This is a genomic window from Sporolactobacillus sp. KGMB 08714 (assembly GCF_036598985.1).
Taxonomy (GTDB): domain Bacteria; phylum Bacillota; class Bacilli; order Bacillales; family Sporolactobacillaceae; genus Sporolactobacillus.
Window position 1 is genome coordinate 43416 of record NZ_JAUUBW010000005.1, and the last position, 21565, is coordinate 64980.

The following is a 21565-nucleotide window of genomic DNA, read 5'->3' on the forward strand; positions in this document are numbered from 1 at the left end:
ATGGCAACAGAACTGGATCAACTCTCCATCACAACCATCCGCACCTTATCGATCGATGCGATTAATCAGGCCCATTCCGGCCATCCCGGGCTGCCGATGGGCGCGGCGCCCATGGCTTACACCCTGTGGACCCGGGCGATGAAACACAACCCGCATCACCCGCAATGGTTCAATCGGGATCGCTTTGTTCTTTCGGCCGGGCACGGCTCCATGCTGCTCTACAGCCTGCTCTATCTCTTTGATTACGGGCTGACCCTGGATGATCTGAAAAATTTCCGCCAGTGGGGGAGCCGGACGCCCGGCCACCCGGAATTCGGGCGCACGGCCGGGGTGGAGGCGACGACCGGGCCGCTCGGACAGGGCCTCGCGATGGCGGTCGGCATGGCGATGGCGGAAGCCCACCTGGGTGCCGTCTATAATCGTCCCGGATACAGCCTGGTGGATCATCAGACGTATGTGCTGTGCGGCGACGGCGATTTAATGGAAGGCGTAGCCGCCGAAGCGGCCTCGCTCGCCGGCCATCTGAAGCTGGGGAAGCTCATTGTCCTCTATGATTCCAACAAGGTTTCTCTGGACGGCCGGCTGGATCAGTCCTTTTCCGAGAATGTCTGCCGGCGTTTTGCGGCTTACGGCTGGCAGACCCTGTATGTGGCGGACGGCAACCGTGTCGATGCGATCGAAAAAGCATTGGATGAAGCCCGCCGGGACCGGAGCCGTCCTTCATTGATCGAAGTGAGGACGGTGATCGGCTACGGCGCGCCGCATGTTCAGGGGACGAACCAGTGTCACGGCAGTCCGCTGGGCGAGGCAGAGACCCTCGAGACAAAAAAAGCGTACGGCTGGGACCATGCCCCCTTCTTCGTTCCCGCCGAGGTCCTCAGCCATTTTAAGCGGCTGGCCGAGCAGGGCGAGAGGGCCGAAGAAGAATGGTTCGATGTCTTTTCAGCGTATGAGAAACAGTTCCCGGAACCGGCCGCTGCCCTGAAAAATGCCGTCGCGGGCTTCCTGCCTGAGCACTTCGCTGAACGGCTGCCGGTCTATGAGGAAGGAACAAAGAAAGCGACCCGGGCCGCTTCGGGAGAAGTCCTCAACGGGCTGGCCGGGCAGGTCCGCGAACTGTTCGGCGGCTCGGCGGATCTGGCCTCTTCGACGAAGACGACGATCAAAGACAGTCCGGCTTTCTTACCGGGCAGCTATGAGGGGCGCAATATTTGGTTCGGCGTCCGCGAGTTTGCCATGTCCGCAGCGGTGAACGGAATGACCCTGCACGGAGGGGTCCGGGCTTTCGGTGCCACCTTCTTTACCTTCTCAGACTACGCCAAGCCGGCGATTCGGCTGGCTGCGCTGATGAAGATTCCGTCCATCTTTGTTTTTACCCATGACAGCCTTGCGGTCGGCGAAGACGGGCCGACGCATGAGCCGATTGAACAGCTGGCCGGCCTGCGTGCGATCCCCAATCTGAATGTGATCCGGCCGGCGGACGGCAATGAAACGCGGGAAGCCTGGAAGATCGCGCTGGAAAGCCGGACCACCCCGACCGCCCTCGTCCTCACGCGCCAGGGGGTTGAAACGTTTGCCGGCGAAAGAGAGGGAGCGGCGGAAGGCGTCAGAAGAGGCGGCTATATCGTTTCCAGAGAGAAAAAACGGGCCGAGGCCGTCCTGATTGCGACGGGTTCCGAGGTGGAGCTGGCGATCCGGGCGCAGGCCCTGCTGGCCCGGGAAGCCATGGACACAAGGGTGGTCAGCCTGCCTTCCTGGCGGTTGTTTGACCGCCAGCCCCAGGCGTACCGGGACTCGGTTTTACCGCCGGAACTGGAAAACCGGGTCGGCATTGAAATGGCGGCGTCGCTCGGCTGGGAACGGTATGTCGGCGACAAGGGGGTCTTATGGACGATTGACCGCTTTGGCGCCTCGGCGCCGGGACCGCGGGTTCTGAAGGAGTTCGCTTTTACACCGGAACAGGTAGCGGATGGGGTCCGGATGCTCGTTAAAGGCAGAAGAAAATGAGGAACCGGCGGCCGATCACGGCGAAAATCGTGGCGGACGGGATCCTTCAAACGGGGGGAAAATTCAATGGCCTGCACAGCGGGGGATGAGAGGATGAACCCCATCATTGCGGCGTCAATTATGTGTGCCGATCCGCTGCATCTGGGCGATGAACTGCGGAAACTGCAGGATGCGGGAGTGGATCTGCTGCATTGCGACGTGATGGACGGCCGTTTCGTCCCCAATCTAGCGATGGGCCCTTATGTATTGGCAGCCGTTAAGGAGGCGACGGATCTTCCGCTGGACATCCATCTGGCGACTGAGCACCCAAGCCAGTTTGTGCCCCTGTTTGCTCCGCTGCATCCGGAATATATCTCCTTTCACGTGGAGGCGGCGGAAAATCCGGAACGGGTGATGGATCAGATCCGCCGGGCGGGCATTAAACCGGCGATCGCAGTCAGTCCGCTGACCGATGTGGCGTCGGTTTATCCCTATCTGGATTCCGCGGCGATGGTGCTGATGATGACGGTCTATCCCGGCTTTGCCGGACAGCCCTTCCAGGAGCCCGTGATCGATAAGATCGCCCGGCTGTCGGAACGGATGAGCCAAACGGGGTGTGAGCCGCTGATTGAGGTGGATGGAAATATCTATGAAGAAACCGCCCGGAAAACCCGCGAGGCGGGAGCCGATGTCTTCGTCGTCGGAACGGCGGCGCTTTTTAACCGGAATCCCCTTCTCTATCCGGAAAAAATTGCCCGGATCCGGGAAGCGGCCGGCGGATGAACGGCCGGGGAATCCGCCGGTCAGGAGGGATCGGAACGAAGCGGGCCCTGCTGCCGGAGCCGCCGGTTGAAAATCAAAGAGTCAATGAGGGGTGTGGATCATGAAAATTGCGGTCGGATGCGATCATGCCGGTTTTGATCTGAAGCCGACGATCGTCGATTACCTGAAAGAAAAACAGATCGAAGTCCTGGACGAGGGCACTTTTTCCCGTGAAAGTACGGATTATCCCCTTTATGCCCAAAAGGTGGCGCAGGATGTGGTGGAGAAAAAAGCGGATTTAGGGATCCTGATCTGCGGGACCGGGATCGGCATCTCCATTGCCGCCAATAAAGTGCCCGGCATTCGGGCGGCTGCCTGCAGCGACCCGTATTCCGCCCAGATGTCCCGTGCGCACAATCATACCAATATTTTAGCCTTTGGTTCCCGGGTCGTCGGCCCGGAGCTGGCCAAGATGATCGTCGATGCCTGGCTGCGTGCGAAGCCGCAGGGCGGAAGGCATGAACGGCGCCTCGCCCTGGTTGCCAGGATCGAGCATGGAGAAACGCTCGGCTGACCGGTTCCATTCCGGCATCGGCCCCGCAAGGAACGGCGCCTTCCCCCGCTGTATCCGGGAAGGCGGAAACAGAGACGCAAACGAGAGAACGGCGGGACGGATCCCTTGGATCGGCTTCATTTCGGGGATCCGGCTGGCCGGTTCTCCCGTTTTTTTTGCCCTTGCGTCAGAGGTGGCCGACAATCAAAGAGCCGGCGAATTGCTGATTCATTTGAATTGATTGATCAGTTGAATTTTGAATGGTCCACAGCTGATTTTTCGCTGCGTTTAGGTGACCATATTTCTGAAAATGGATCGACTTTTGACTCAGTTACCTTAGAATCCGGCTGCCGGGCGCGGGAATCCTTCTTATAGAAAGATAATCATTCAAACAATTGCCTGCCGAAAGTCGGAAATAGCTCGTCAGACCGACTGCCTGAACCACAAAATGCTGCATTGCGTTCTGAAATCAAATTGAGTGCGTTCCGATTGACTGAACGACGATTATTGAAAGGAAAAATCTTTTAATTTATAAGAAACACTTTCTATCATGCGAAACTAAAATAATTTTTACATAGGTCCTTAAGAGAAAATTAAGAAGATACGATTATATTTTTTGTATCAAGAAAGAAGTTTGGAGTGAATAAGGACTATGAAAAAGAATTATATTCAGTTCGCTATTGATATCGTTATGGCAATTATGTTTCTTCTGTTTTTCAATACCCGTGTTCTGGGAGGGCTGGCCTATCATGAAATCGCGGGGCTTATTTTTGCGGTAATATTCTTTACACATGTTTCGCTGAATTTAAACTGGGTAAAAAATGTAACAATGAAAATATTCAACAAAAATCTGCCGTGGAAAACGCGCGGAAATTATGCGCTGAATCTTTTGCTGCTAATCTCCATGTGTTTTGTTATTTTTAGCGGAATCGTTATCTCCAGAGTCGTTTTTCCGAACATCAATCTTGGAAATGAAATTTGGTTCAGGACTGCTCATACCGCTTTCTCATTTCTGACGATAATTTTAGTCGGCGTTCATATCGGCATCCATTGGCAATGGATTGTGAACGTGTTCAAAAAAATGATCCAATATAAATCAAAAAAGAAATGGATCGGATATGCGGCTAAAATAGCAGCGGCGCTCATTTTTATATTTGGCGTCTATGAGATCCAGCAAACAGGATTTGTCAATCGGGTGGCAAGTGTGACTTCCGTTTTTAGCGGAGGCAGCAGCGGAATGACGGCGGGACAACGGAATTTTAACTTTGATAGTGGACAAAGGCCATCTTTCACCGGCGGACAGGAACCGAAATTTGCAGATGGGCAAACACCGGGATTTACAAACGGACAAAGGCCGGATTTAAATAATGGAAACCGGATTCAGGGAACTGAACATAACGGCGGAAGCGCGGATGCGTTTGACGTTATCATTACCTATTCAGCCGTTACGGCCGTATTTGTCGTGATCACTTACTATATCAGAAAACTGACTTTAAAAAAGAGAAAAAGAAAATTGGCCTAAGACAAATAAGGATCCTCCCACATGCATTCAGAATTTTAGGGGCTATTTTAGAAAATTGAACGGATTTTAAAATTGCTTACGCCATAGGTAAAGATCAAAAAAGATTTAAGAGGCAAAACAGAATAATTTTTTATACACATGATCGGCGGCTGAGATTCGATAACCAATCGGATTTCACCTGCCGGTTTTTTCTTTGATGCCGGATTTTGCTTCTCATAGGGCCATGTTTCGGAAACAGCTTATATTGCCGGCTCCATGATTATTTTTGAATATTTGGGTCCGTGTTCGCGAACCGACAATACAGGAGCTGTTTTGATGCCGTAATTGCTAAAAAACTGCCTCAGACAGCGGTTCCACGCTATGAAGCAGGATTATCATTTGTCGCTTCAATGGTTAATTAACGGAGGCAGTGATGAACGAGAAGCGCCCTGGGATGAAAATCAAGGACCAAAACAGGCCGGCGGCCGAAAACCGTGCGGCCGGGACCGAAAAAGCTTGTGCGGACCGAAAGAAGTGCGTTCACGACCGAAAAAGCCTGCGCAGACCGAAAACCGTCTGATTATGACCGATACCCTACGCATGCCGACCGAAAAAAGCGCGACCACGACCGAAAAAACTCGCTTACTGACCGAAAAGCATGCGTTCACGACCGAAAAGGTCTGCGTCGACCGAAAACCGTCTGATCGCGACCAATACCCTACGCGCCCTGATTGATAAATCATTCATGGCGGCCAGTAGGAATGGTTGCAGACTAAATGCTGAGCAAAACGTCACAAAATATCTTCTTTTATATAACTTTTTTGGAAGGATGTGGCGATTGCCGGACCGAAAATAATTAAGATTAAAGGAAAGTGAGGTGCTTAAATGTATCTAAAAAAAATTAAAATTCCATATCATGTCCAGCAATATGAGGCCCTTTCCAGAAGACTGACTCCTGTTGTTCCAAGGACTGATGCTGAATCCCGCTTTAAAAAAGGAATGGCCGGATATCGTGGCGAACGGTCCCTTGATTACCTGCTCAGTGCTCTCCCCGATAAGAAATTCTTCATTATTCACAATCTGCGTTTGTCCAACGGCTCGCATTATTTTCAAATTGACTTTCTTATTCTGTGTCCCCGATTTTTTCTAATTTTAGAGGTAAAAAACATTATGGGGACGCTGATTTTTGATACTGAATTATCCCAGCTGATACGGGAACTGGATCAGACAACAGATGTCTTTGACGATCCAATTTCGCAGGCGGAGAATTTAAATGTGCAATTGATTGAGTGGCTGGATGTGCATGGTGGCAGTCCGGCGCTGCCAGTTGCCGATCGTGTGGTCATTGCTTCTCCTGCCAGACTGCAAGTGACTGATTTAAAAGATCTTCGAATCAAAAAAATTGTGCGTAAATCAAATCTTACGAGAGAATTAATGAATTTGAACCGGCAATGTTTCAAAAAAAGTTTAGATATCGGGTCTGTAGAAAAAATGGCAAGAACACTGCTCTTGCAGCATCAACCTCGGATTATCGATCTGTTCTCGTTCTCTTCTGTCCGCCGCAGCGACATCATCAGAGGCGTTCAGTGCCCTGATTGTGGATTTTTTCCGATGAAAAGAGAAAATGGGATCTGGCATTGCACTTCATGTGGGCATGTTTCGAAAACAGCTCATATTGCTGCATTTCGTGATTATTTTTTAATATTCGGACCTGTGATTACGAACCGACAATGCAGAGATTTTCTGATGCTGGAATCTGCCGTAATCGCTAAAAAGCTGCTTCAGACAGTGTCCTTACACTATAGAGGTGAAAAAAGGACACGGATCTATTACTTGTCATTTCAATTATTGATTGACGAAAGTAGTGATGAACGAGAAGCGCCCTGGGATGAAAATCCGGTATAACAACAGGTTACCGACCGAAAGCTGCGCGGACCGAAAAACGTCTGATTACGACCGATATCCTACGCCTGCCGACCGAAAAACGTACGTTCACAACCGATAAAACGCGCTTGCCGACCGAAAGCCGCGCGGTCATGACCGAAAAAGCCTGCGCGGGCCGAAAAACGTCTGATCATGACCGAAAACTCTCGCCTGCCGACCGAAAAACGTACGTTCACGACCGATAAAACGCGCTTGCCGACCGAAAACCGCGCGGTCATAACCGAAAAAGCCTGCGCCGACCGAAAAACACCCGATCACGATCGATAACTCTCGCCTGCCGACCGAAAGACGTCTGGCCGCGACCGATAACCTACGCTTAACGACCGAAAAACGCGTGACCCCGACCGAAAAAGCCTGCGCTGACCGAAAAACACCCGATCACGACCGATAACTCTTGCCTAATGACCGAAAAACGCTCATCCACGCCTGATCCTCCCGCCCCAATTAACCGCCAGCCGGTAAGTTCGGATCAATAGCAGTCGACACGGTTCTGCGCTTGGCACCATTTATGAAAAAAGCACCCGGGTCCGCGTTGAAAACAGACCGGGCGCCGGGCGATGGCTTATTTGTTTGTTTTGCTGTAGGCTGCTTCGTCTTTGATTTCTTCGCGAAGCCCGTGGATGCTTTCTTCACGCCGCTGATTTTTTTCATGAATCTGACGTTTCTCGTTTTCGCTCATTTCATTACCGTGCGCTTTGACATAATCACGGGCTTCGTTCATGTTCTCAAGTGTATCACCGATATTTTTTGCAATTTTTTCCGCATTGTCCGAACGATCGTCCGGTTTCGCCATGGTAATCCCTCCTCGTAAAGTGCTCCTTAGTATGCCACCGGGAAAATGGAATATGTACCTGGTTGCATTTCAAAAAGTCAATTTCCGAATGCGATTGCAAAGCGGTCGAACCTTTGTGTGCCTTAACCGGACCACGCCATCCGAAAATTTTATATCTCAGGAAAGCAATCGCGGCATGATGATCCTCATCCCGGTTCAGTTATAAAGCCGATGACGCTCATGGCATGGTTGCAGGTTTTCCATAAATCAATGGCACCGGTACACGGAAACAATGTCGGCAAATGCTAAACGGTTGAACCGGCCGGCGACATTGGAAAATTTGCACCACGGAAGGAAGTCGTTTATCTGCTGTTTTATCGGGATCGGACAGTGGGCAATCGTTTCTGTCTGCGTCCGCTGACAGTGTACTGCACCATAGTCTCTGCGGCTGCCGATGTTTGTGAAAACGGGCCCTTTTTTCGGCTGCCCTGCTGCGTTTTTCCGTAAAAATTTTATGCAGTTGACGGCACGCCGGCGAAGACATGGAGGGATCATCTGTTTAACTTGTACCGTTTGATTTTTGTAAGATGGTTCGATTTATTTTTTATGCGCTCTCTAAATCCATCAAAAAAGGAAACATTAAAAGTGATGATGAGGGATGTTTTGCACGTGATGAGGACTTTCTCAGTTATAAAAATGCAGTAAAAATATTATATTGACCAATGGGTCAATGTGTGATAAATTGATGTCGATCGCATGGTCAATATGGGCTGAAAAGGAGTGATGGGCAGTGCCGGTTATTGAATTGAGACACATCAGTAAATATTTTGGAAAATTCGCTGCAGTGAAAGACTTGTCGTTAACCGTTGAGCCGGGCGAATTATTCGGCTTTATCGGTCCGAACGGGGCGGGGAAATCAACGACGATGAACATGACTTTGAATTTCATCAAACACAACGGCGGGAATATTAAGCTGTTCGGGAAGGACATGCCGGGAGCCGATGTGGCCGTGAAGAAGCGGATTGGCTACGTCCCGAGCGATGTTCGTTTTTATCCGCAGCTTCGGGTGCATGATTTGATCCGCTACACGCTCGATTTTCATCATCTGGACGAAGACAAAGAGGAGCTGAAAAAATATTGCAAGCTTTTTGACATCGACCTGAAGAAAAAGTTCGGCGAGCTCTCACTCGGAAATAAGAAAAAAGTAGCGATAGTCTGCGCAATGATCCATAATCCTGAGCTGCTGATTCTGGATGAGCCGACCAACGGACTGGATCCGCTGATGCATGCACGGCTTTTCAGACTCCTGAAGGAAAAACAGAAGCAGGGTGTGACAGTTTTTCTTTCCAGTCACAACCTCAAAGAAGTTGAAGATTATTGTTCTAAAGTCGCGTTTATCAAAGCTGGGCATCTGGTCGGTGTCGAAGATCTGACGACGATCAACAAAAAAGTGAAGATTATTACTTTGCAGGGGGCAAGCCTTCCGATTGAACGGATGGAGGCAATCGGGGCGCAATGCATCAGGCATGGCGAACGCGAGGCACGTTTTGTTTATGAAAAAGAGCTTGCTCCGCTTTTTGCTCTCTTATCGGAACTTTCGCACGATCTCGACGATGTGACGGTCGACAACCGCGATCTCGAGGAGCAGTTCATGTCGATGTATGAAAATCAGGAGGCGGAGAGAGTATGACACTTTTCAGACTGGAATGTAAAACTCATGTCAAAACGCTGCTGATCTGGATCATTGTTGTCGGCCTGCTGACATTGGGTCTTGTTTCTCTGTTCCCATCGATGAAAGATATGGGACTTCAACAGATCGATTTAAAGTCGATGCCTAAAGAGATGCTGAAGGCATTTAATATATCGGACATGTCGGCTCTGGCATCGATTGAAGGTTATTTTGGCTATGAGTTTCAATATGTAATGATTGCGACCGGAATATTTGCGGCAACACTGGGCCTGAATGCACTCGCCCGGGAAGAGTCGGAAGGAACCATCAGCTATCTGTACGCTCAACCGATTTCACGCGTTTCCATTGTTTCATTAAAAATGCTGGCTAATGCACTTTTTTATACTTTATACTGGCTTGTCACCATGATCATCGCTTTTCTTGTTTGTCTGATTTTTAAAGAATCCACCGCTTCAGTCTCGAATTTGTTTAAAGATTTTTCTCTGCTGACTTTTGCCGGATGGGTGATGGGGCTGACATTCTTCAGCGTTGGCTTTTTCCTGTCATCGCTGCTGTCCTCGAATAAATCGGCCACTTCGTTATCGCTCGCCCTGGTTTTCCTGACTTTTATCCTTGGCGTTGTCGGCAAACTGCAGGATAAATTTCAGGCTCTTGTCTATTTTTCGCCGGTGGATACGGCACTTCCGAGCAGTGTGTTCAAGAACGGCCTGCAGTGGAAATATATTGTGACCGATCTGATTGTGCTGGTTGTTTCTCTGCTGCTGGCATTCTGGATTTACAGGAGGAAGGATTTGAAAGCATAAATGGAGGCATCGAAAGAAAAAGCGATTTTAGAGGCTGCGATTCATGAATTTGCCGAAAAAGGCTTTGAACGAACGTCGACGAATCAGATAGCAAAGTCGGCGGGAACATCAAAAGGGCTGATCTTCCATTACTATAAGTCTAAGGAAAAGCTCTATGAAGCAAGTGTTCGCTTTGCCATCGATTTTTCAATTAAAGAACTGGATTTCAGTAAAGTGAAAATAACGAACAATGTAATTGAAGAATTAAAGAGATTTGTTGAACAGGAATTTTTGTTCTGCAAGCATTATCCGGATATTTATAGGCTGGTCGTTATCGCCCTTACGCGTCCGCCGGGGAAATTAACCGATAAAATGGCGGATCTGTTCAGAGAGCTTGAATCGATGGCTTCGCAGGTTTTTAAAAAAGTGATTGACGGAATTGATCTGAAAGACGATGTCAATATCGAGACGCTGCAGGATGTTCTTCAATCCCATTATTACTACTATTCGACTCGGTCCATGGGCTACTTTAAGCTTCACCCCGATGCGGGAATCGAAGATATGAGGCCTTTTGTCGATCAGTTCCTGGCGATGCTCTCAATGAGCCTGCGGGGACTGCTGAAAGATAAGCAGGAATAAGGATAGAAGAACGCTAAAAATATTCGGGAAAAATCAGAAAAAACGATTTGAAAACAAAAGCTGAATAATTGTTAATTGAAGCGGAAATCGAGGCTGATTCAGAAGCGAACCTTTTAATTCAGTCCGACCTTCCGCTTCATTCTTTTGACTTCCTGTTCCGTGTGGAATGCCTGTTCACGCATAATATCGATTTTATCCAGAATATCGAAGTGTTTGTCTTCCATGTCCTGCCTGAGCCCGGCCATTTCCGACTTCGCGCTTTGCTCCAGCGTGTCCATTCTTTGATCGAGTCCGCCCATCCGTCCGGCCAAGCCATCCATTTTTTGATCAAGCCTGTCCATCCGTTTGGTTAAGCCATCCATTTTTTGATTAAGCGATTTCATATCATGATCCAGTTCTTTGAGCGCCTGCATCACCATCTGAAGTTCACTTGACATAAATCGTCATCTCCCGCCATATGTTCTCATTATATCAGCAGAAGCGTCAAGCGCCAATGAGAAGGATGCCGATTTTCAGAACACTGTCGGCCATGCAATCGTCCTAAGCTGGAGAGGATATTAATTTAAATAAGAAGAAAAATGTCTGATCAGAGTATAGGAAATTTGAATGAAATCAGGCAGGGGCGGTGTCGAAGCGAGTGCCGGCAGAATGATTGATAGACATTTCTCATATCCCTGAATCTACCTCCTATTAAGTTAAAGCTCAACTTCTGGAGAATGAAGAGGGCGGCCCTTTGTTCGACTAAACTGAAGAAAGGAGCCACTCGGCCGGTAAAATGTCCGCTGCTCTCTTATCTGAGACATCCGTTTCCGATCGGCTGCCGTTTTTTGCTTCTTTAATACCCTGGACCAGAATGAAAACGTTTCCATATAGTTAAAAATTGCACCTTTGGGATTGAATGATATTGGTCTTTTCCGGCAGCAGATCCGGTCATATACTTGAAATGAAGGGAGGAAGAGCATTGGACAGCAGGTGCGCACAAATACTTGTTCAATTAAGGAATTCCGGAGTTCCTATCACTGTTAAACAATTATCTGCCGATCTTCATGTTAGTCAGAGAACAGTCAGTTATGATTTGAAGAAAATTGATCAATTTTTAATAAGCGAAAAATTGCCGAAACTTATTCGCACGAAAGCGGGAATCAGTACCAATTTTACTGCCCGACATTTGCCGATTCTTAATTATACGTTGTTGAGAATGGATAATTATCAATATGTACTGGCGCCTGAAGAAAGAAAACAGTATATCCTGGCCGATTTGATCGCCAATCGAAATTATACGACGATCCAGCAGCTGGCCGCCGAGCTATGTGTATCCAGAAACACGATTATGTCGGATTTGAAAGAGATAAGAGAATATTTGGGCCCTTTTAACATTTTTATCGATTCGAAGAAACATGAGGGTGTTCGAATTGTCGGGGAAGAGAAAAAAATACGCCGGATTCTCTTTTCGATCATCTCAGAACATTTTCAGCAGGAGACAATGGTTCAGGATATCCAGAATCAGGTGGTCAATCACAAAGAATTGGGGCTTGAAAAGAAGTTTTTAAATATTTTTACCGATATAGATATTCATTTTATCGAAAAATGCATTCAGGCAGCGGAGCATGAATTGAACCTTCTTTTTTCAGATACGGCTTATTCCGGAATTGTTCTGCATATCGCTATGGCGATTAAAAGAATCCAAGGCGGCAAAGACATTACTATTTCAGCTAATGAATTGGAAACGCTTTCGAAAACGAGAGAGTTTTCAGTTGCATCGAGCATTGCCGGAATGTTGGGAAAACAGTTTCATCTGGAAATTCCCATGGATGAAATCGGTTACATTACAGTGCATCTGCTTGGGGCGAGCAGCATCCAGAATGGCAACGGTCCCTCAAATCCTAAATACGAAATTTTGACACAATCGATCATTGGGTCGATGAGCCGCCTGCTTGGCAACGATTTGTCCGGAGACAGGATTTTATACCAGGGATTAATTGACCATATAGGTCCGGTGCTTTATCGATTGCAGCATGATACACAATTGCGGAATCCGCTCATGAAAGAAATACGGGAAAACTATCAGGAACTTCTCACTAAAATGCAGGCTGCGCTGGCACCTGTTGAGAAGTTCACCGGCGGTAAAGTGACGCACGATGAGGCGGGTTATTTTGTGCTTCATATTGCTGCGGCCCTGGAACGGAAAAAACAGGCAATCATTCAGAAGACTGCCAATGTCCTGGTTATTTGCAGTACAGGGATCGGATCCTCACAGATTCTCTCGACGCGGCTTCAAATGATTTTTAATGTCCATATCGTTGCCTGTATCGGCATACATCGGGCCAATGATTTTCTGAACCGGCATCCCGTTGATCTTGTCGTCTCGACCATTCCCGCGTCGCACCTAGGTGTGGAAACGATTATTGTCAACCCGCTTCTTAAAGAGAAGGATATTCATAAGCTTCGGCCTTTTCTGAAGCCGAAAAGAATACGGGAAGATAAGCAAATATATTTGAAAATTATGGATGTGGTTACACAGAACTGCAGAATTATCGATGAGAATAAATTGCGGCGGGAACTGAAAGAAGTTCTTGATCAACCTCATGAAAAGGAGGGAAAGGTCCTCATGTTGAAAGAAATTCTGACAAAGGATGTTATTCAAACACAGGTCCGCGTATCGGACTGGGAGGATGCTATTCGGCAATGCGGGCGATTGCTGGTTCGTTCGGATATTGCAGATGAAAGTTACGTCGATGCCATGGTTCAATCGGTGAAAACAATCGGGCCCTATATCGTTGTCGCCCCCGGTATCGCCATGCCGCATGCAAGACCTGAAGCGGGGGCCAAAAAAACAGGATTTAGTTTAATGACCCTTTCCCATCCGGTTCCTTTTGGGAATAAAGAAAACGATCCTGTTGTCATTGTTGTGTGTATCTGTTCGGCGGATCATACAAGCCATATTAAAGCTTTATCGGAGCTGGTCAATTTATTCGGAGACGAACAAAACGTACAAAAAATCAAAAGTGCTGCTACTCCGGAAGAGGTTGTCAATATTATTCAAAATAGTTCAAACATTATTTAGCTTTTTATTTATCTCAAGGGAGGTTGATTGTGATGCTGAAAATCTATACGGTTTGCCCGCAGGGACTCGGAAGCAGCATGATCGCTAAAATTCACGTACAAAATATTCTGGATACTTTAGGCGTTGATTATGATGTGGAAACGGCCGGAGTAGCTTCCATTGTCGGCGAAAATTTTGATTTCATCATCACTGTCGATGAATTACGGGAATCGCTGTCTCACGTGGATCCGTCGAAAATAATCATTATTAAGAATTTTTTCAAAAAGGATGAGATAGAAGAAAAGCTGAAAAAGAAACTATTTGAAATGAAAATAATAGGGAGTGATCAGCTATGATCGTCTTAAAATTCATTGTTTTCCAAATTCTTTCCGTTCCGGCAATTCTCCTGGGCGTTGTCGCAATGACTGGGCTGATCCTGTTAAAAAAGCATCCGACCAAAATAATAACAGGTACACTGAAAACCATTATCGGTGTGCTGATCATTTCAGGAGGGGCGGGCATTCTCTCCGGTTCATTGACGCCGTTTGGCACGATTATTAATCACGGGCTGAACGTTCAGGGAATTATGCCGACGAATGAAGCAGTGCTTCCCTACGCTCTCAAGAATTTCGGCTCTATGGGCGCGCTGATCATGGTCGGCGGGTTTGCGATTAATATTTTGCTTGCCCGGTTTACCAAATTTAAGTTTATTTATCTGACGGGCCACATCATGCTTTACGTTTCCTTATTTGTTACCGTCATTCTTCAATCCGTCGCCGGCCTGAACGGATTTGTCCTTTTCATTGCGGGGGCCGTCGTCATGGGTCTCTATTTTACCTTTATGCCGACTCTTTTGTACCCTTATTCGAAGAAGATTACGAATGGAGAAAAGTTCACCGTCGGGCATACCGGGGACATCGGCTACTGGTTTTCGGCATGGATCGGAAAATACGTCGGCAACCCGGAAAAAAGCGCTGAAAAATTTAAACTGCCTAAATGGTTAAGCTTTTTCAGCGATTCGACGACAAGTATGGCTGTTACAATGGTCCCGATCTACCTGATCTGCGTGCTGATTGCCGGATACGGCTATGTTGCCAAAAACATCAGCGGAAGCACGGATCCGATCATGTTTGCCGTTCTGCAGGGCCTGACCTTCGCTGCAGGAGTAACCGTCATTCTGGCCGGCGTTCGGATGATGCTGTCCGAGATTATTCCGGCATTTTCCGGCATATCCGGAAAGGTAGTTCCCGGGGCTGTTCCCGCACTGGACTGCCCGGTCATGTTTCCTTATGCACCGACCGCGCTGCTTCTGGGTTTTATCTCGATGTTTATCGGAATGATTATCGGAATGTTCTCGCAAATGGGCTTTCATTCTCTCTATATCATTTTGCCGGGTATTGTACCGGCATTCTTTGCCGGCGGCACGGCAGGGATTTTCGGAAACAGCACCGGCGGCTGGAAGGGGGCAATCGTCGGGCCGTTTATCGTTGGTATCGCATTAGCCATCGGGACCGGTTTCCTGATTCCAAGCACAGGGGCATTGGCAAAAACAGGGAGTACTTTCGGCGACCCGTTCTATGCAACTGCCGGATTGGCCTTTGCAAAATGGACAAAATTGGCAACGACGAATCCACTGTGGGGTCTGCTTGCTTTAATCGCGGTTCTTGCGGTCATCAGCCTGCTGCTTAGACGGCGGACCCGTAAAGAGCATGCAGCAGAAAATATTGAAAATACAGCAAAATAATAGGAGGTGATCGTCTTGGATTTATCAACGCTTCAGAATACGGCAAACCGGCTGAGAATAGATGTTCTTAATGCAGTGTATCATGCGAAATCCGGGCATATCGGCGGCTCCTTTTCTTCGGCGGAGATTGTTTCCTATCTCTATTTTAAAGAGATGAATATTAAAGCAGACGATCCTGAATGGGAGGACAGAGACAGATTTGTATTGAGCAAGGGGCATGCAGCGCCTGTTCTATACAGTGCTCTTGCCGAAAAAGGGTTTTTCCCGCGCGGGGAGCTAGAGACGCTCAGAAAATTCGGCTCAAAACTTCAGGGACATCCGGATATGAAAAAAGCACCGGGCGTTGATATGTCGACGGGTTCTTTAGGACAGGGATTTGCGGCTGCGGCCGGAATGGCCATGGCCGGGAAATTGAATCATAAAGATTATTATGTCTATGTACTTGCCGGGGACGGTGAGATGGAAGAGGGCGAAATCTGGGAAACGTTAATGAGCGCCGCCAAATATAAATTAGATCATTTGATTCTTTTTCTTGATCACAATGGGATTCAGCTTGACGGAACAACCGGTCAAGTCATGAATACCGAACCGATAACCGATAAACTGAGGGCGTTTAATTGGCACGTGATTGAAATTGACGGTCATGATTTTCAGCAGATTGAGGATGCTGTTCAAAATGCAAAAATGATAAAAGAGCAGCCGACGGCCATTGTTGCCAATACCGTTAAAGGCAAGGGGGTTTCCTTCATGGAAAATAAGGCGGCCTGGCACGGCAAGGCGCCTAATGAAGAAGAATACAAAAATGCACTAAGAGAATTGGAGGCATCCGTATGACCGGAGTACAGTCAGAAAGAGTCGCCTTGAGAGATGCCTATGGAGAAGCATTGCTCGAACTTGGTAAAAAGCATCCGGACGTCGTTGTGCTCGATGCCGATCTCTCAGAGTCGACAAAAACCTGTAAATTTGGAACGGCATTTCCGGAACGTTTTTTTAACATGGGCATTGCTGAGCAAAACATGATGGGGGCCGCTGCCGGCCTTGCCGCCTGCAAATTTGTCCCTTTCGCCTCGACTTTTGCATTGTTCGCTACAGAACGGGCTTTTGAACAAATTCGAAATTCCATTGCCTATCCCCGATTAAATGTTAAAATTGCTGCGACTCATGCCGGATTATCTGCCGGGAAAGATGGAGGCAGCCATGAAGCGATTGAAGACATTTCTTTAATGCGGAGCGTGCCGAATATGACTGTTATTGTTCCGTGCGATGCCGTTGAAGTGGAGCAGGCGGTCGAAGCCGCATATGCGTATGACGGGCCTGTCTATCTTCGCCTGAGCAGACTGGAACTGCCGATCATCCATTCAGCCGATTACACCTTTCATATCGGCAAGGGAGAAGTACTGGCAGACGGTGAGGATGCGGCCATCATGGCCACGGGGGCCATGGTTCCCCGCGCATTGGAGGCATCCGAAAGACTGAGACGCGATGGAATTCACGCAGCCGTTCTTAATTTTGCAACGATCAAGCCGATTGATAAAGAATTGATTCTCCATTACGCAAAGAAAACCGGGAAAATAGTGACAGCGGAAGAGCATACGATGTTCGGCGGCCTATTTTCCGCTGTTGCCGAAATTGTTGCCGAACATGATCCGGCGGCTGTCGCAAAAGTCGCCATTGCAGATAGATTCGGTCAGACCGGCAGCCCGGAAGAGCTCTTTCAAGAATACGGGTTAACTGTGGAAAATATTATCAGGAAGGTTAAAGCTCAACTTCCGGGGAACGGAGAGGGCGGTCGTTTGTTCGACTAAACGAAGAACGGAGCTACCCGGCCGGAGTGAGGGCCGGATGGCTTCCAAAATCGGCCGATAGAGCCCCTAATTCGGCTGGTAGAGCGCCTGATTTGGCCGATAGAGCGCCCGAATCGGCTGATAGTCCCACGGATTTGGCTGGTAGAGCGCCCGAATCGGCCGATAGAGCCCCTGATTTGGCTGGTAGAGCGCCTGATTTGGCCGATAGAACCCCTAATTCGGCTGGTAGAGCGCCTGAATCGGCCGATAGCTCTCCCGAAATCCGGTGGATAAGGTCATCAGGACTGTCCCGAGCCGGGGAAGCAGGTTGTATCTTCAATAAATCAAGAAGCCTCAAGTAAAAAAACCGGGCAACCATGTGCCCGGTTTTTCACTAACTGGTCTTATTTGTTCATTTTTCTTTGGACGGCGGCTGCACTTGATTTTTGCTTGTTCCTGTCGTTAAAATATCGAGAACGCTGTTCAGGCCGCCTTCGACCATGTTTTGAACGGCTGTTGTTGTGAAAAACCCGACATGGGGGGTCAGGATCACCTGATCCAGATGGATCAGTTTCAACAGCTGCGGATTGTCGATTGTTTCGTGGCTCAGATCCTGATTAATGAAACGTTCATCTTCAAAGGTGTCCAATGCGGCGCCCGCGATCTCCCGGTTTTCAAGTGCCTCTATCAGATCGTCGGTGTTGACGAGGCCGCCGCGTGCCATATTAATCAGGAATGCGCTGCTCTTCATTAATTTCAGTGTATTTTTATTGATCATGTGTGTCGTGGAGTCGAATAGCGGCGTATGCAGCGAAACAATGTCCGACTCGCGAAGGACGTCTTCCATGGAAGAACGGTAGTCGAGGATGTCTGCTAATTTTTCGTTTGGATACTGATCAAACGCGATGACATGGGCCCCCAGCCCCTTAAACAGCCGGGCGGCGATCGCACCGATATGTCCGGTGCCGATGATGCCGACGGTCATGGACCGTATTTCCCGTGAGATCAGGCCGTTCCAGCGAAAATCGTGGCGGGCGATCCGTTCATCGAATTGGGGAATGCGGCGGACAAGACTCAGGGCCTGGGTAACGGCCAGTTCGGCCACTGCATAAGGAGAGTAAGCCGGAACATTCGTGACAGTCAGACCGTTCCGATCTGCTTCTCTTAAGTCGATCATATCGTATCCGGCAGAGCGCGTGGCAATCTGCCGGATTCCGTATTGTTTTAATTTTTGATAAACGGCCGGACCGCCGACGGGCACGGTCTGCTGTATACAAAGGCCGTCGCAGCCTTTGACCTGATTAACCGTCCGGATTGAAAGGACGTCCCGGGAGATGCCGATGTCGATATGATGCCGATCCGACCAGCGTTTGACCGCTTCTTCTTCCTCTTTAATAACGTGGAACATAAAAAATTTCATTATTTTGATCCTCCCTTTGAATTCAGCACAAATCCGGATTTCAGCCGTACAGGAGAATACGGTTAAGATCTGCCATGATCTGTGAATCGGTTCACAAATCCATCGTACATGATTTTATCTGCAGTGTAAACGATTCTCATTTAAAGCGTGAGCAGGATGCTGCTTTAATGCACGAAAGAATCATGCAATCGGCTGTACATTTTGATAAGCTTTACCCACAGGTTTGATATCATCCTGAATTCACGAACAATTTATAATTCATATACAAAAACGTTCGTAATTTGTTTGACTCTACTCGGCCTCGTTGTTATAATGAATGTGCAAAAAAAGTCGTCCATCTTTATGAGCATTCGTTAAAATTTTTTTCGGTTCCTGCGGCGGTTCATTTATTCTTTATAGGATGCTTCAATGTGTTTTGAAGCTTTTTTTGTTTTTATGCTCTATTTCGTGCTGAAGAGCCGGAGGAATCCATCCGTATCTCCGGGGGAAAATGGACAATGAATGGAAATGGGGACGATTTAAAAAGGGGGATTATTGTGAACAGCAATTGGTTATCACGTTATTTTCAGTTCTCTGAATTGAAAACAACGCTCGGCCGCGAGGTGCTGGCCGGTCTGACAACGTTTATTTCAATGGGGTACATATTGTTTGTCAACCCCAGCGTGCTTGGCGCTTCTGGCATGGACAAGGGTGCGGTCTTCACGGCGACCGCCCTGTCCAGCGCGCTTGGCTGTCTGATTATGGGAATTGTTGCCAAATATCCGATTTCCATCGCGCCCGGCCTGGGTGTCAATGCTTTTTTTGCTTATTCCGTTGTCATTGGCATGAAGGTTCCGTGGCAGACGGCCCTTGCAGGGGTTTTTATTGCCGCGGTTATTTTCTTCATTATTACAATATTTAAAATTCGCGAACTGATCATTAATGCCATTCCGCAAAGCATGAAACTGGCGATGGCTGCCGGCATCGGGATGTTTATCGCTTTTATCGGGCTGAGCGAGGGCGGCCTGATCGTCCCCAGTAAGAGTACGATCGTTTCTTTCGCGATGCTGACGAAGGGAACGACCTGGCTGACCATTTTCGGCCTGATTGTCACAATCATTCTGATGTGCCGGAAGATTCCAGGCTCCATTTTCATCGGCATGGCGCTGACCGCGATTGCCGGCATGATTTTCGGCCTGATTCCGCTGCCGACCCAGATTATTTCGACGGCACCCAGCCTGGCACCGACGTTCGGCGTGGCGATTACCCATGTCGCCGACATTAATACGGTGCAGCTTGCCGTCGTAGTCCTGACCTTCCTGCTTGTCACATTCTTTGATACCGCCGGCACCTTGATCGGCCTTGCCGAACAGGCGGGATTCATCAAAGACAACAAGATGCCCCGTGTCGGCCAGGCACTGCTGGCCGATTCGTCATCCATGCTTGTCGGCTCGGTGCTCGGTACTTCACCGACATCGGCATATATCGAATCCTCTACAGGTATTGCGGTAGGCGGCCGTTCCGGATTGACAGCCGTGGTTACCGGCATCCTGTTCCTGTTCGGCCTTCTGTTCTCGCCGCTGCTGGCCGTTGTGACTTCGCAGGTTACCGCGCCTGCCCTGATCATCGTTGGTGTGCTGATGGCTAGCGCTCTGAAAAAAATTGAATGGGATAAATTCGAAATTGCCGTTCCAGCCTTTTTGACCGTGCTTGGCATGCCGCTGACCTACAGCATTTCCGACGGCATCGCTCTCGGATTTATCGCGTATCCGATCACCATGATTGCTTCCGGACGGGCAAAAGAAATTCATCCGATTGTGTATGGCCTGTTTTTCGTCTTCATTATTTTCTTTGCAGTGATTTTTGGTTAAGTCCGGAACAGATTGAAAAAATTCCTTTTCTTTTTGTACTATCCTAAGTCGAACATCAAAGTCCGGCAGTCCGGGATTGTGCACTTCGAAGAGGAATTTTTTTATGCCGCAAGTATCGCTTTTATAGTATCAGCCGGCGATCAGGTACTGCAATCTGGGCATAAGGACTCCCCGGCTGCCGCGGGTGAAGTTTTCTGATCTGAAGCGAGGCGTGCCGCATAGCGGGGAACAAGCTGAGCCATGATAAAGGATAATCAATCCAAAAGGACGTGAGTACCGATGGTTTCTTTAATTCTGGCTATCCTGTTCTGGCTCGCCGGCATCGCTCTGATGTTTGCCGGTTATATTCTGACACGAAAAATAAAAACGGCAGGGAAAAAATTACTGATCCATGCCGAGCACGAAAAGGGAAAGGACAACTCGGCAAGTATCGCGATGACCATAGAAGGAAAGATGTTGAAGTACACGCCGAGCTTTCTCGTACAGGTTATTACCAATATCTCCGGATCGATACTGATTACCTTCGGATTTGTGGCTTTGGCGTTTTATATTCACTGAATCCTAAGGTGTATCGTCCCGCTCATCCGGCAAAGAATAACGGGCATTTGCCCTTTTTTCCGGAATTTAGGAGACAAAAGGCGAACAATACCGTCTCGCTGCTCTTACAATGTTCGATTATTAGGTTGACACAATCCGAACGATGCTGATATGATGAGAGTGTCAAAAAAGAAGAATGTAAACCCTCATATATTTTTGGGAATATGGCCCATCTGTTTCTACCCGGCGACCGGAAATTGCCGGACTATGAAGGGAAATCATAACGTTCTGTCGCTTGAACCGCTGATCTGCGGTTAGGAGACCAGGCGGTTTGTTTTCTCTTTTTTTTGGAGAGGCGGCTGTTCTGGGCTTTTTTTATTCTATAGCACGTACAAATTTTTAGAAGAATCGTGCAGCAGCCGAATGTCCTGTGCGCGCCGCGTTCAGCGGCCTGTTTCGGCATGAGGCTGCCCCCGGCCGGCACAGCGAAGGCTTCGCCTGTGCCAAAGGGTTGGCGGAGTCAGGTTTTCTAATGCCATATGTTCAAAGGAAATCTCT

20 protein-coding genes and 1 riboswitch are annotated in these 21565 nt (G+C 48.4%); of the genes, 17 read left to right on the top strand and 3 right to left on the bottom strand.

Features of this window, described 5'->3' with window-relative positions:
- The 7 genes from tkt (at position 1) to Q6A92_RS03305 (ending at position 6707) form a co-directional block, all read left to right on the top strand.
- A complete protein-coding gene (gene tkt, locus Q6A92_RS03275; RefSeq protein WP_332237013.1) occupies positions 1 to 2007 on the top strand; it encodes a transketolase in 2007 nt (668 codons plus the stop codon).
- Between the two features lie 93 nt (positions 2008 to 2100).
- The gene (gene rpe / locus Q6A92_RS03280) at positions 2101 to 2769 is read left to right on the top strand and encodes a ribulose-phosphate 3-epimerase (RefSeq protein ID WP_332237014.1); all 669 of its coding nucleotides are present in this window, start codon (positions 2101 to 2103) and stop codon (positions 2767 to 2769) included.
- A 100-nt stretch (positions 2770 to 2869) separates the two neighbouring features.
- Positions 2870 to 3322, top strand: a complete 453-nt coding sequence (gene rpiB / locus Q6A92_RS03285) for a ribose 5-phosphate isomerase B (protein ID WP_274402201.1) — start codon at positions 2870 to 2872, stop codon at positions 3320 to 3322.
- A complete protein-coding gene (locus Q6A92_RS03290; protein ID WP_332237015.1) occupies positions 3303 to 3542 on the top strand; it encodes a hypothetical protein in 240 nt (79 codons plus the stop codon). The genes rpiB and Q6A92_RS03290 overlap by 20 nt, the downstream gene beginning before the upstream one ends.
- A 411-nt stretch (positions 3543 to 3953) precedes the next feature.
- Complete coding sequence (locus Q6A92_RS03295) at positions 3954 to 4823, top strand: DUF4405 domain-containing protein (protein ID WP_332237017.1); 870 nt, start codon at positions 3954 to 3956, stop codon at positions 4821 to 4823.
- Positions 4824 to 5183: 360 nt separating this feature from the next.
- Complete coding sequence (locus Q6A92_RS03300) at positions 5184 to 5537, top strand: hypothetical protein (RefSeq protein WP_332237018.1); 354 nt, start codon at positions 5184 to 5186, stop codon at positions 5535 to 5537.
- Positions 5538 to 5687: 150 nt separating this feature from the next.
- Entirely contained in the window at positions 5688 to 6707 is a 1020-nt protein-coding gene (locus Q6A92_RS03305) for an NERD domain-containing protein (RefSeq protein ID WP_332237020.1), read from the top strand.
- A 601-nt stretch (positions 6708 to 7308) separates the two neighbouring features.
- On the opposite strand, the gene tlp is transcribed toward Q6A92_RS03305, so the two are convergent.
- The gene (gene tlp / locus Q6A92_RS03310; protein ID WP_332237063.1) at positions 7309 to 7545 is read right to left on the bottom strand and encodes a small acid-soluble spore protein Tlp; all 237 of its coding nucleotides are present in this window, start codon (positions 7543 to 7545) and stop codon (positions 7309 to 7311) included.
- A 763-nt stretch (positions 7546 to 8308) separates the two neighbouring features.
- Between tlp and Q6A92_RS03315 the strand changes: the two genes are divergently transcribed.
- Genes Q6A92_RS03315 through Q6A92_RS03325 form a run of 3 tightly spaced genes read left to right on the top strand, consistent with a single transcriptional unit; the run spans position 8309 to position 10629 of the window.
- The gene (locus tag Q6A92_RS03315; protein WP_274400965.1) at positions 8309 to 9208 is read left to right on the top strand and encodes an ABC transporter ATP-binding protein; all 900 of its coding nucleotides are present in this window, start codon (positions 8309 to 8311) and stop codon (positions 9206 to 9208) included.
- Positions 9205 to 10011 carry an ABC transporter permease subunit gene (locus Q6A92_RS03320; RefSeq protein ID WP_274400966.1) on the top strand — a complete coding sequence of 269 codons (807 nt, stop codon included), beginning with the start codon at positions 9205 to 9207 and terminating at the stop codon, positions 10009 to 10011. The genes Q6A92_RS03315 and Q6A92_RS03320 overlap by 4 nt, the downstream gene beginning before the upstream one ends.
- A complete protein-coding gene (locus tag Q6A92_RS03325) occupies positions 10012 to 10629 on the top strand; it encodes a TetR/AcrR family transcriptional regulator (RefSeq protein WP_274400967.1) in 618 nt (205 codons plus the stop codon). It abuts the gene before it with no gap.
- Between the two features lie 113 nt (positions 10630 to 10742).
- Here Q6A92_RS03325 and Q6A92_RS03330 read toward each other — a convergent pair whose 3' ends face one another.
- Positions 10743 to 11066 (bottom strand): hypothetical protein, encoded by a 324-nt coding sequence (locus Q6A92_RS03330; protein WP_274400968.1) that lies wholly within the window; start codon positions 11064 to 11066, stop codon positions 10743 to 10745.
- Between the two features lie 524 nt (positions 11067 to 11590).
- Here Q6A92_RS03330 and Q6A92_RS03335 point away from each other — a divergent pair.
- The 5 genes from Q6A92_RS03335 to Q6A92_RS03355 are packed head-to-tail and all read left to right on the top strand — an operon-like array spanning position 11591 to position 17221.
- Positions 11591 to 13693 (top strand): BglG family transcription antiterminator, encoded by a 2103-nt coding sequence (locus tag Q6A92_RS03335; protein ID WP_332237022.1) that lies wholly within the window; start codon positions 11591 to 11593, stop codon positions 13691 to 13693.
- Positions 13694 to 13725: 32 nt separating this feature from the next.
- Positions 13726 to 14028 (top strand): PTS sugar transporter subunit IIB, encoded by a 303-nt coding sequence (locus Q6A92_RS03340; protein WP_274400972.1) that lies wholly within the window; start codon positions 13726 to 13728, stop codon positions 14026 to 14028.
- On the top strand, positions 14025 to 15416 hold the full coding sequence (locus Q6A92_RS03345; RefSeq protein WP_332237023.1) for a PTS ascorbate transporter subunit IIC: 1392 nt from the start codon (positions 14025 to 14027) through the stop codon (positions 15414 to 15416). The genes Q6A92_RS03340 and Q6A92_RS03345 overlap by 4 nt, the downstream gene beginning before the upstream one ends.
- Positions 15417 to 15422: 6 nt before the next feature.
- The gene (locus tag Q6A92_RS03350; protein ID WP_443029677.1) at positions 15423 to 16250 is read left to right on the top strand and encodes a transketolase; all 828 of its coding nucleotides are present in this window, start codon (positions 15423 to 15425) and stop codon (positions 16248 to 16250) included.
- The gene (locus Q6A92_RS03355; RefSeq protein WP_274400978.1) at positions 16247 to 17221 is read left to right on the top strand and encodes a transketolase family protein; all 975 of its coding nucleotides are present in this window, start codon (positions 16247 to 16249) and stop codon (positions 17219 to 17221) included. The genes Q6A92_RS03350 and Q6A92_RS03355 overlap by 4 nt, the downstream gene beginning before the upstream one ends.
- Positions 17222 to 17612: 391 nt before the next feature.
- Here Q6A92_RS03355 and Q6A92_RS03360 read toward each other — a convergent pair whose 3' ends face one another.
- A complete protein-coding gene (locus Q6A92_RS03360) occupies positions 17613 to 18620 on the bottom strand; it encodes a D-2-hydroxyacid dehydrogenase (RefSeq protein ID WP_332237026.1) in 1008 nt (335 codons plus the stop codon).
- Positions 18621 to 19117: 497 nt separating this feature from the next.
- Between Q6A92_RS03360 and Q6A92_RS03365 the strand changes: the two genes are divergently transcribed.
- Together Q6A92_RS03365 and Q6A92_RS03370 are read left to right on the top strand one after the other, a co-directional pair.
- Positions 19118 to 20470 carry an NCS2 family permease gene (locus Q6A92_RS03365; RefSeq protein WP_274400983.1) on the top strand — a complete coding sequence of 451 codons (1353 nt, stop codon included), beginning with the start codon at positions 19118 to 19120 and terminating at the stop codon, positions 20468 to 20470.
- A 279-nt stretch (positions 20471 to 20749) separates the two neighbouring features.
- Positions 20750 to 21028, top strand: a complete 279-nt coding sequence (locus tag Q6A92_RS03370; RefSeq protein WP_274400985.1) for a hypothetical protein — start codon at positions 20750 to 20752, stop codon at positions 21026 to 21028.
- A 165-nt stretch (positions 21029 to 21193) separates the two neighbouring features.
- Positions 21194 to 21295: riboswitch (purine riboswitch) on the top strand.
- Positions 21296 to 21565 lie beyond the last annotated feature (270 nt).

Coding starts and splice junctions, on each gene's coding strand:
- tkt (WP_332237013.1), top strand. CDS start 1: ATGGCAACAGAACTGGATCAACTCTCCATCACAACCATCCGCACCTTA.
- Q6A92_RS03345 (WP_332237023.1), top strand. CDS start 14,025: ATGATCGTCTTAAAATTCATTGTTTTCCAAATTCTTTCCGTTCCGGCA.
- Q6A92_RS03300 (WP_332237018.1), top strand. CDS start 5,184: ATGAAGCAGGATTATCATTTGTCGCTTCAATGGTTAATTAACGGAGGC.
- Q6A92_RS03330 (WP_274400968.1), bottom strand. CDS start 11,066: ATGTCAAGTGAACTTCAGATGGTGATGCAGGCGCTCAAAGAACTGGAT.
- Q6A92_RS03305 (WP_332237020.1), top strand. CDS start 5,688: ATGTATCTAAAAAAAATTAAAATTCCATATCATGTCCAGCAATATGAG.
- Q6A92_RS03360 (WP_332237026.1), bottom strand. CDS start 18,620: ATGAAATTTTTTATGTTCCACGTTATTAAAGAGGAAGAAGAAGCGGTC.
- Q6A92_RS03355 (WP_274400978.1), top strand. CDS start 16,247: ATGACCGGAGTACAGTCAGAAAGAGTCGCCTTGAGAGATGCCTATGGA.
- Q6A92_RS03370 (WP_274400985.1), top strand. CDS start 20,750: ATGGTTTCTTTAATTCTGGCTATCCTGTTCTGGCTCGCCGGCATCGCT.
- Q6A92_RS03290 (WP_332237015.1), top strand. CDS start 3,303: ATGGAGAAACGCTCGGCTGACCGGTTCCATTCCGGCATCGGCCCCGCA.
- Q6A92_RS03295 (WP_332237017.1), top strand. CDS start 3,954: ATGAAAAAGAATTATATTCAGTTCGCTATTGATATCGTTATGGCAATT.
- Q6A92_RS03325 (WP_274400967.1), top strand. CDS start 10,012: ATGGAGGCATCGAAAGAAAAAGCGATTTTAGAGGCTGCGATTCATGAA.
- rpiB (WP_274402201.1), top strand. CDS start 2,870: ATGAAAATTGCGGTCGGATGCGATCATGCCGGTTTTGATCTGAAGCCG.
- Q6A92_RS03320 (WP_274400966.1), top strand. CDS start 9,205: ATGACACTTTTCAGACTGGAATGTAAAACTCATGTCAAAACGCTGCTG.
- rpe (WP_332237014.1), top strand. CDS start 2,101: ATGAACCCCATCATTGCGGCGTCAATTATGTGTGCCGATCCGCTGCAT.
- Q6A92_RS03340 (WP_274400972.1), top strand. CDS start 13,726: ATGCTGAAAATCTATACGGTTTGCCCGCAGGGACTCGGAAGCAGCATG.
- Q6A92_RS03365 (WP_274400983.1), top strand. CDS start 19,118: ATGAATGGAAATGGGGACGATTTAAAAAGGGGGATTATTGTGAACAGC.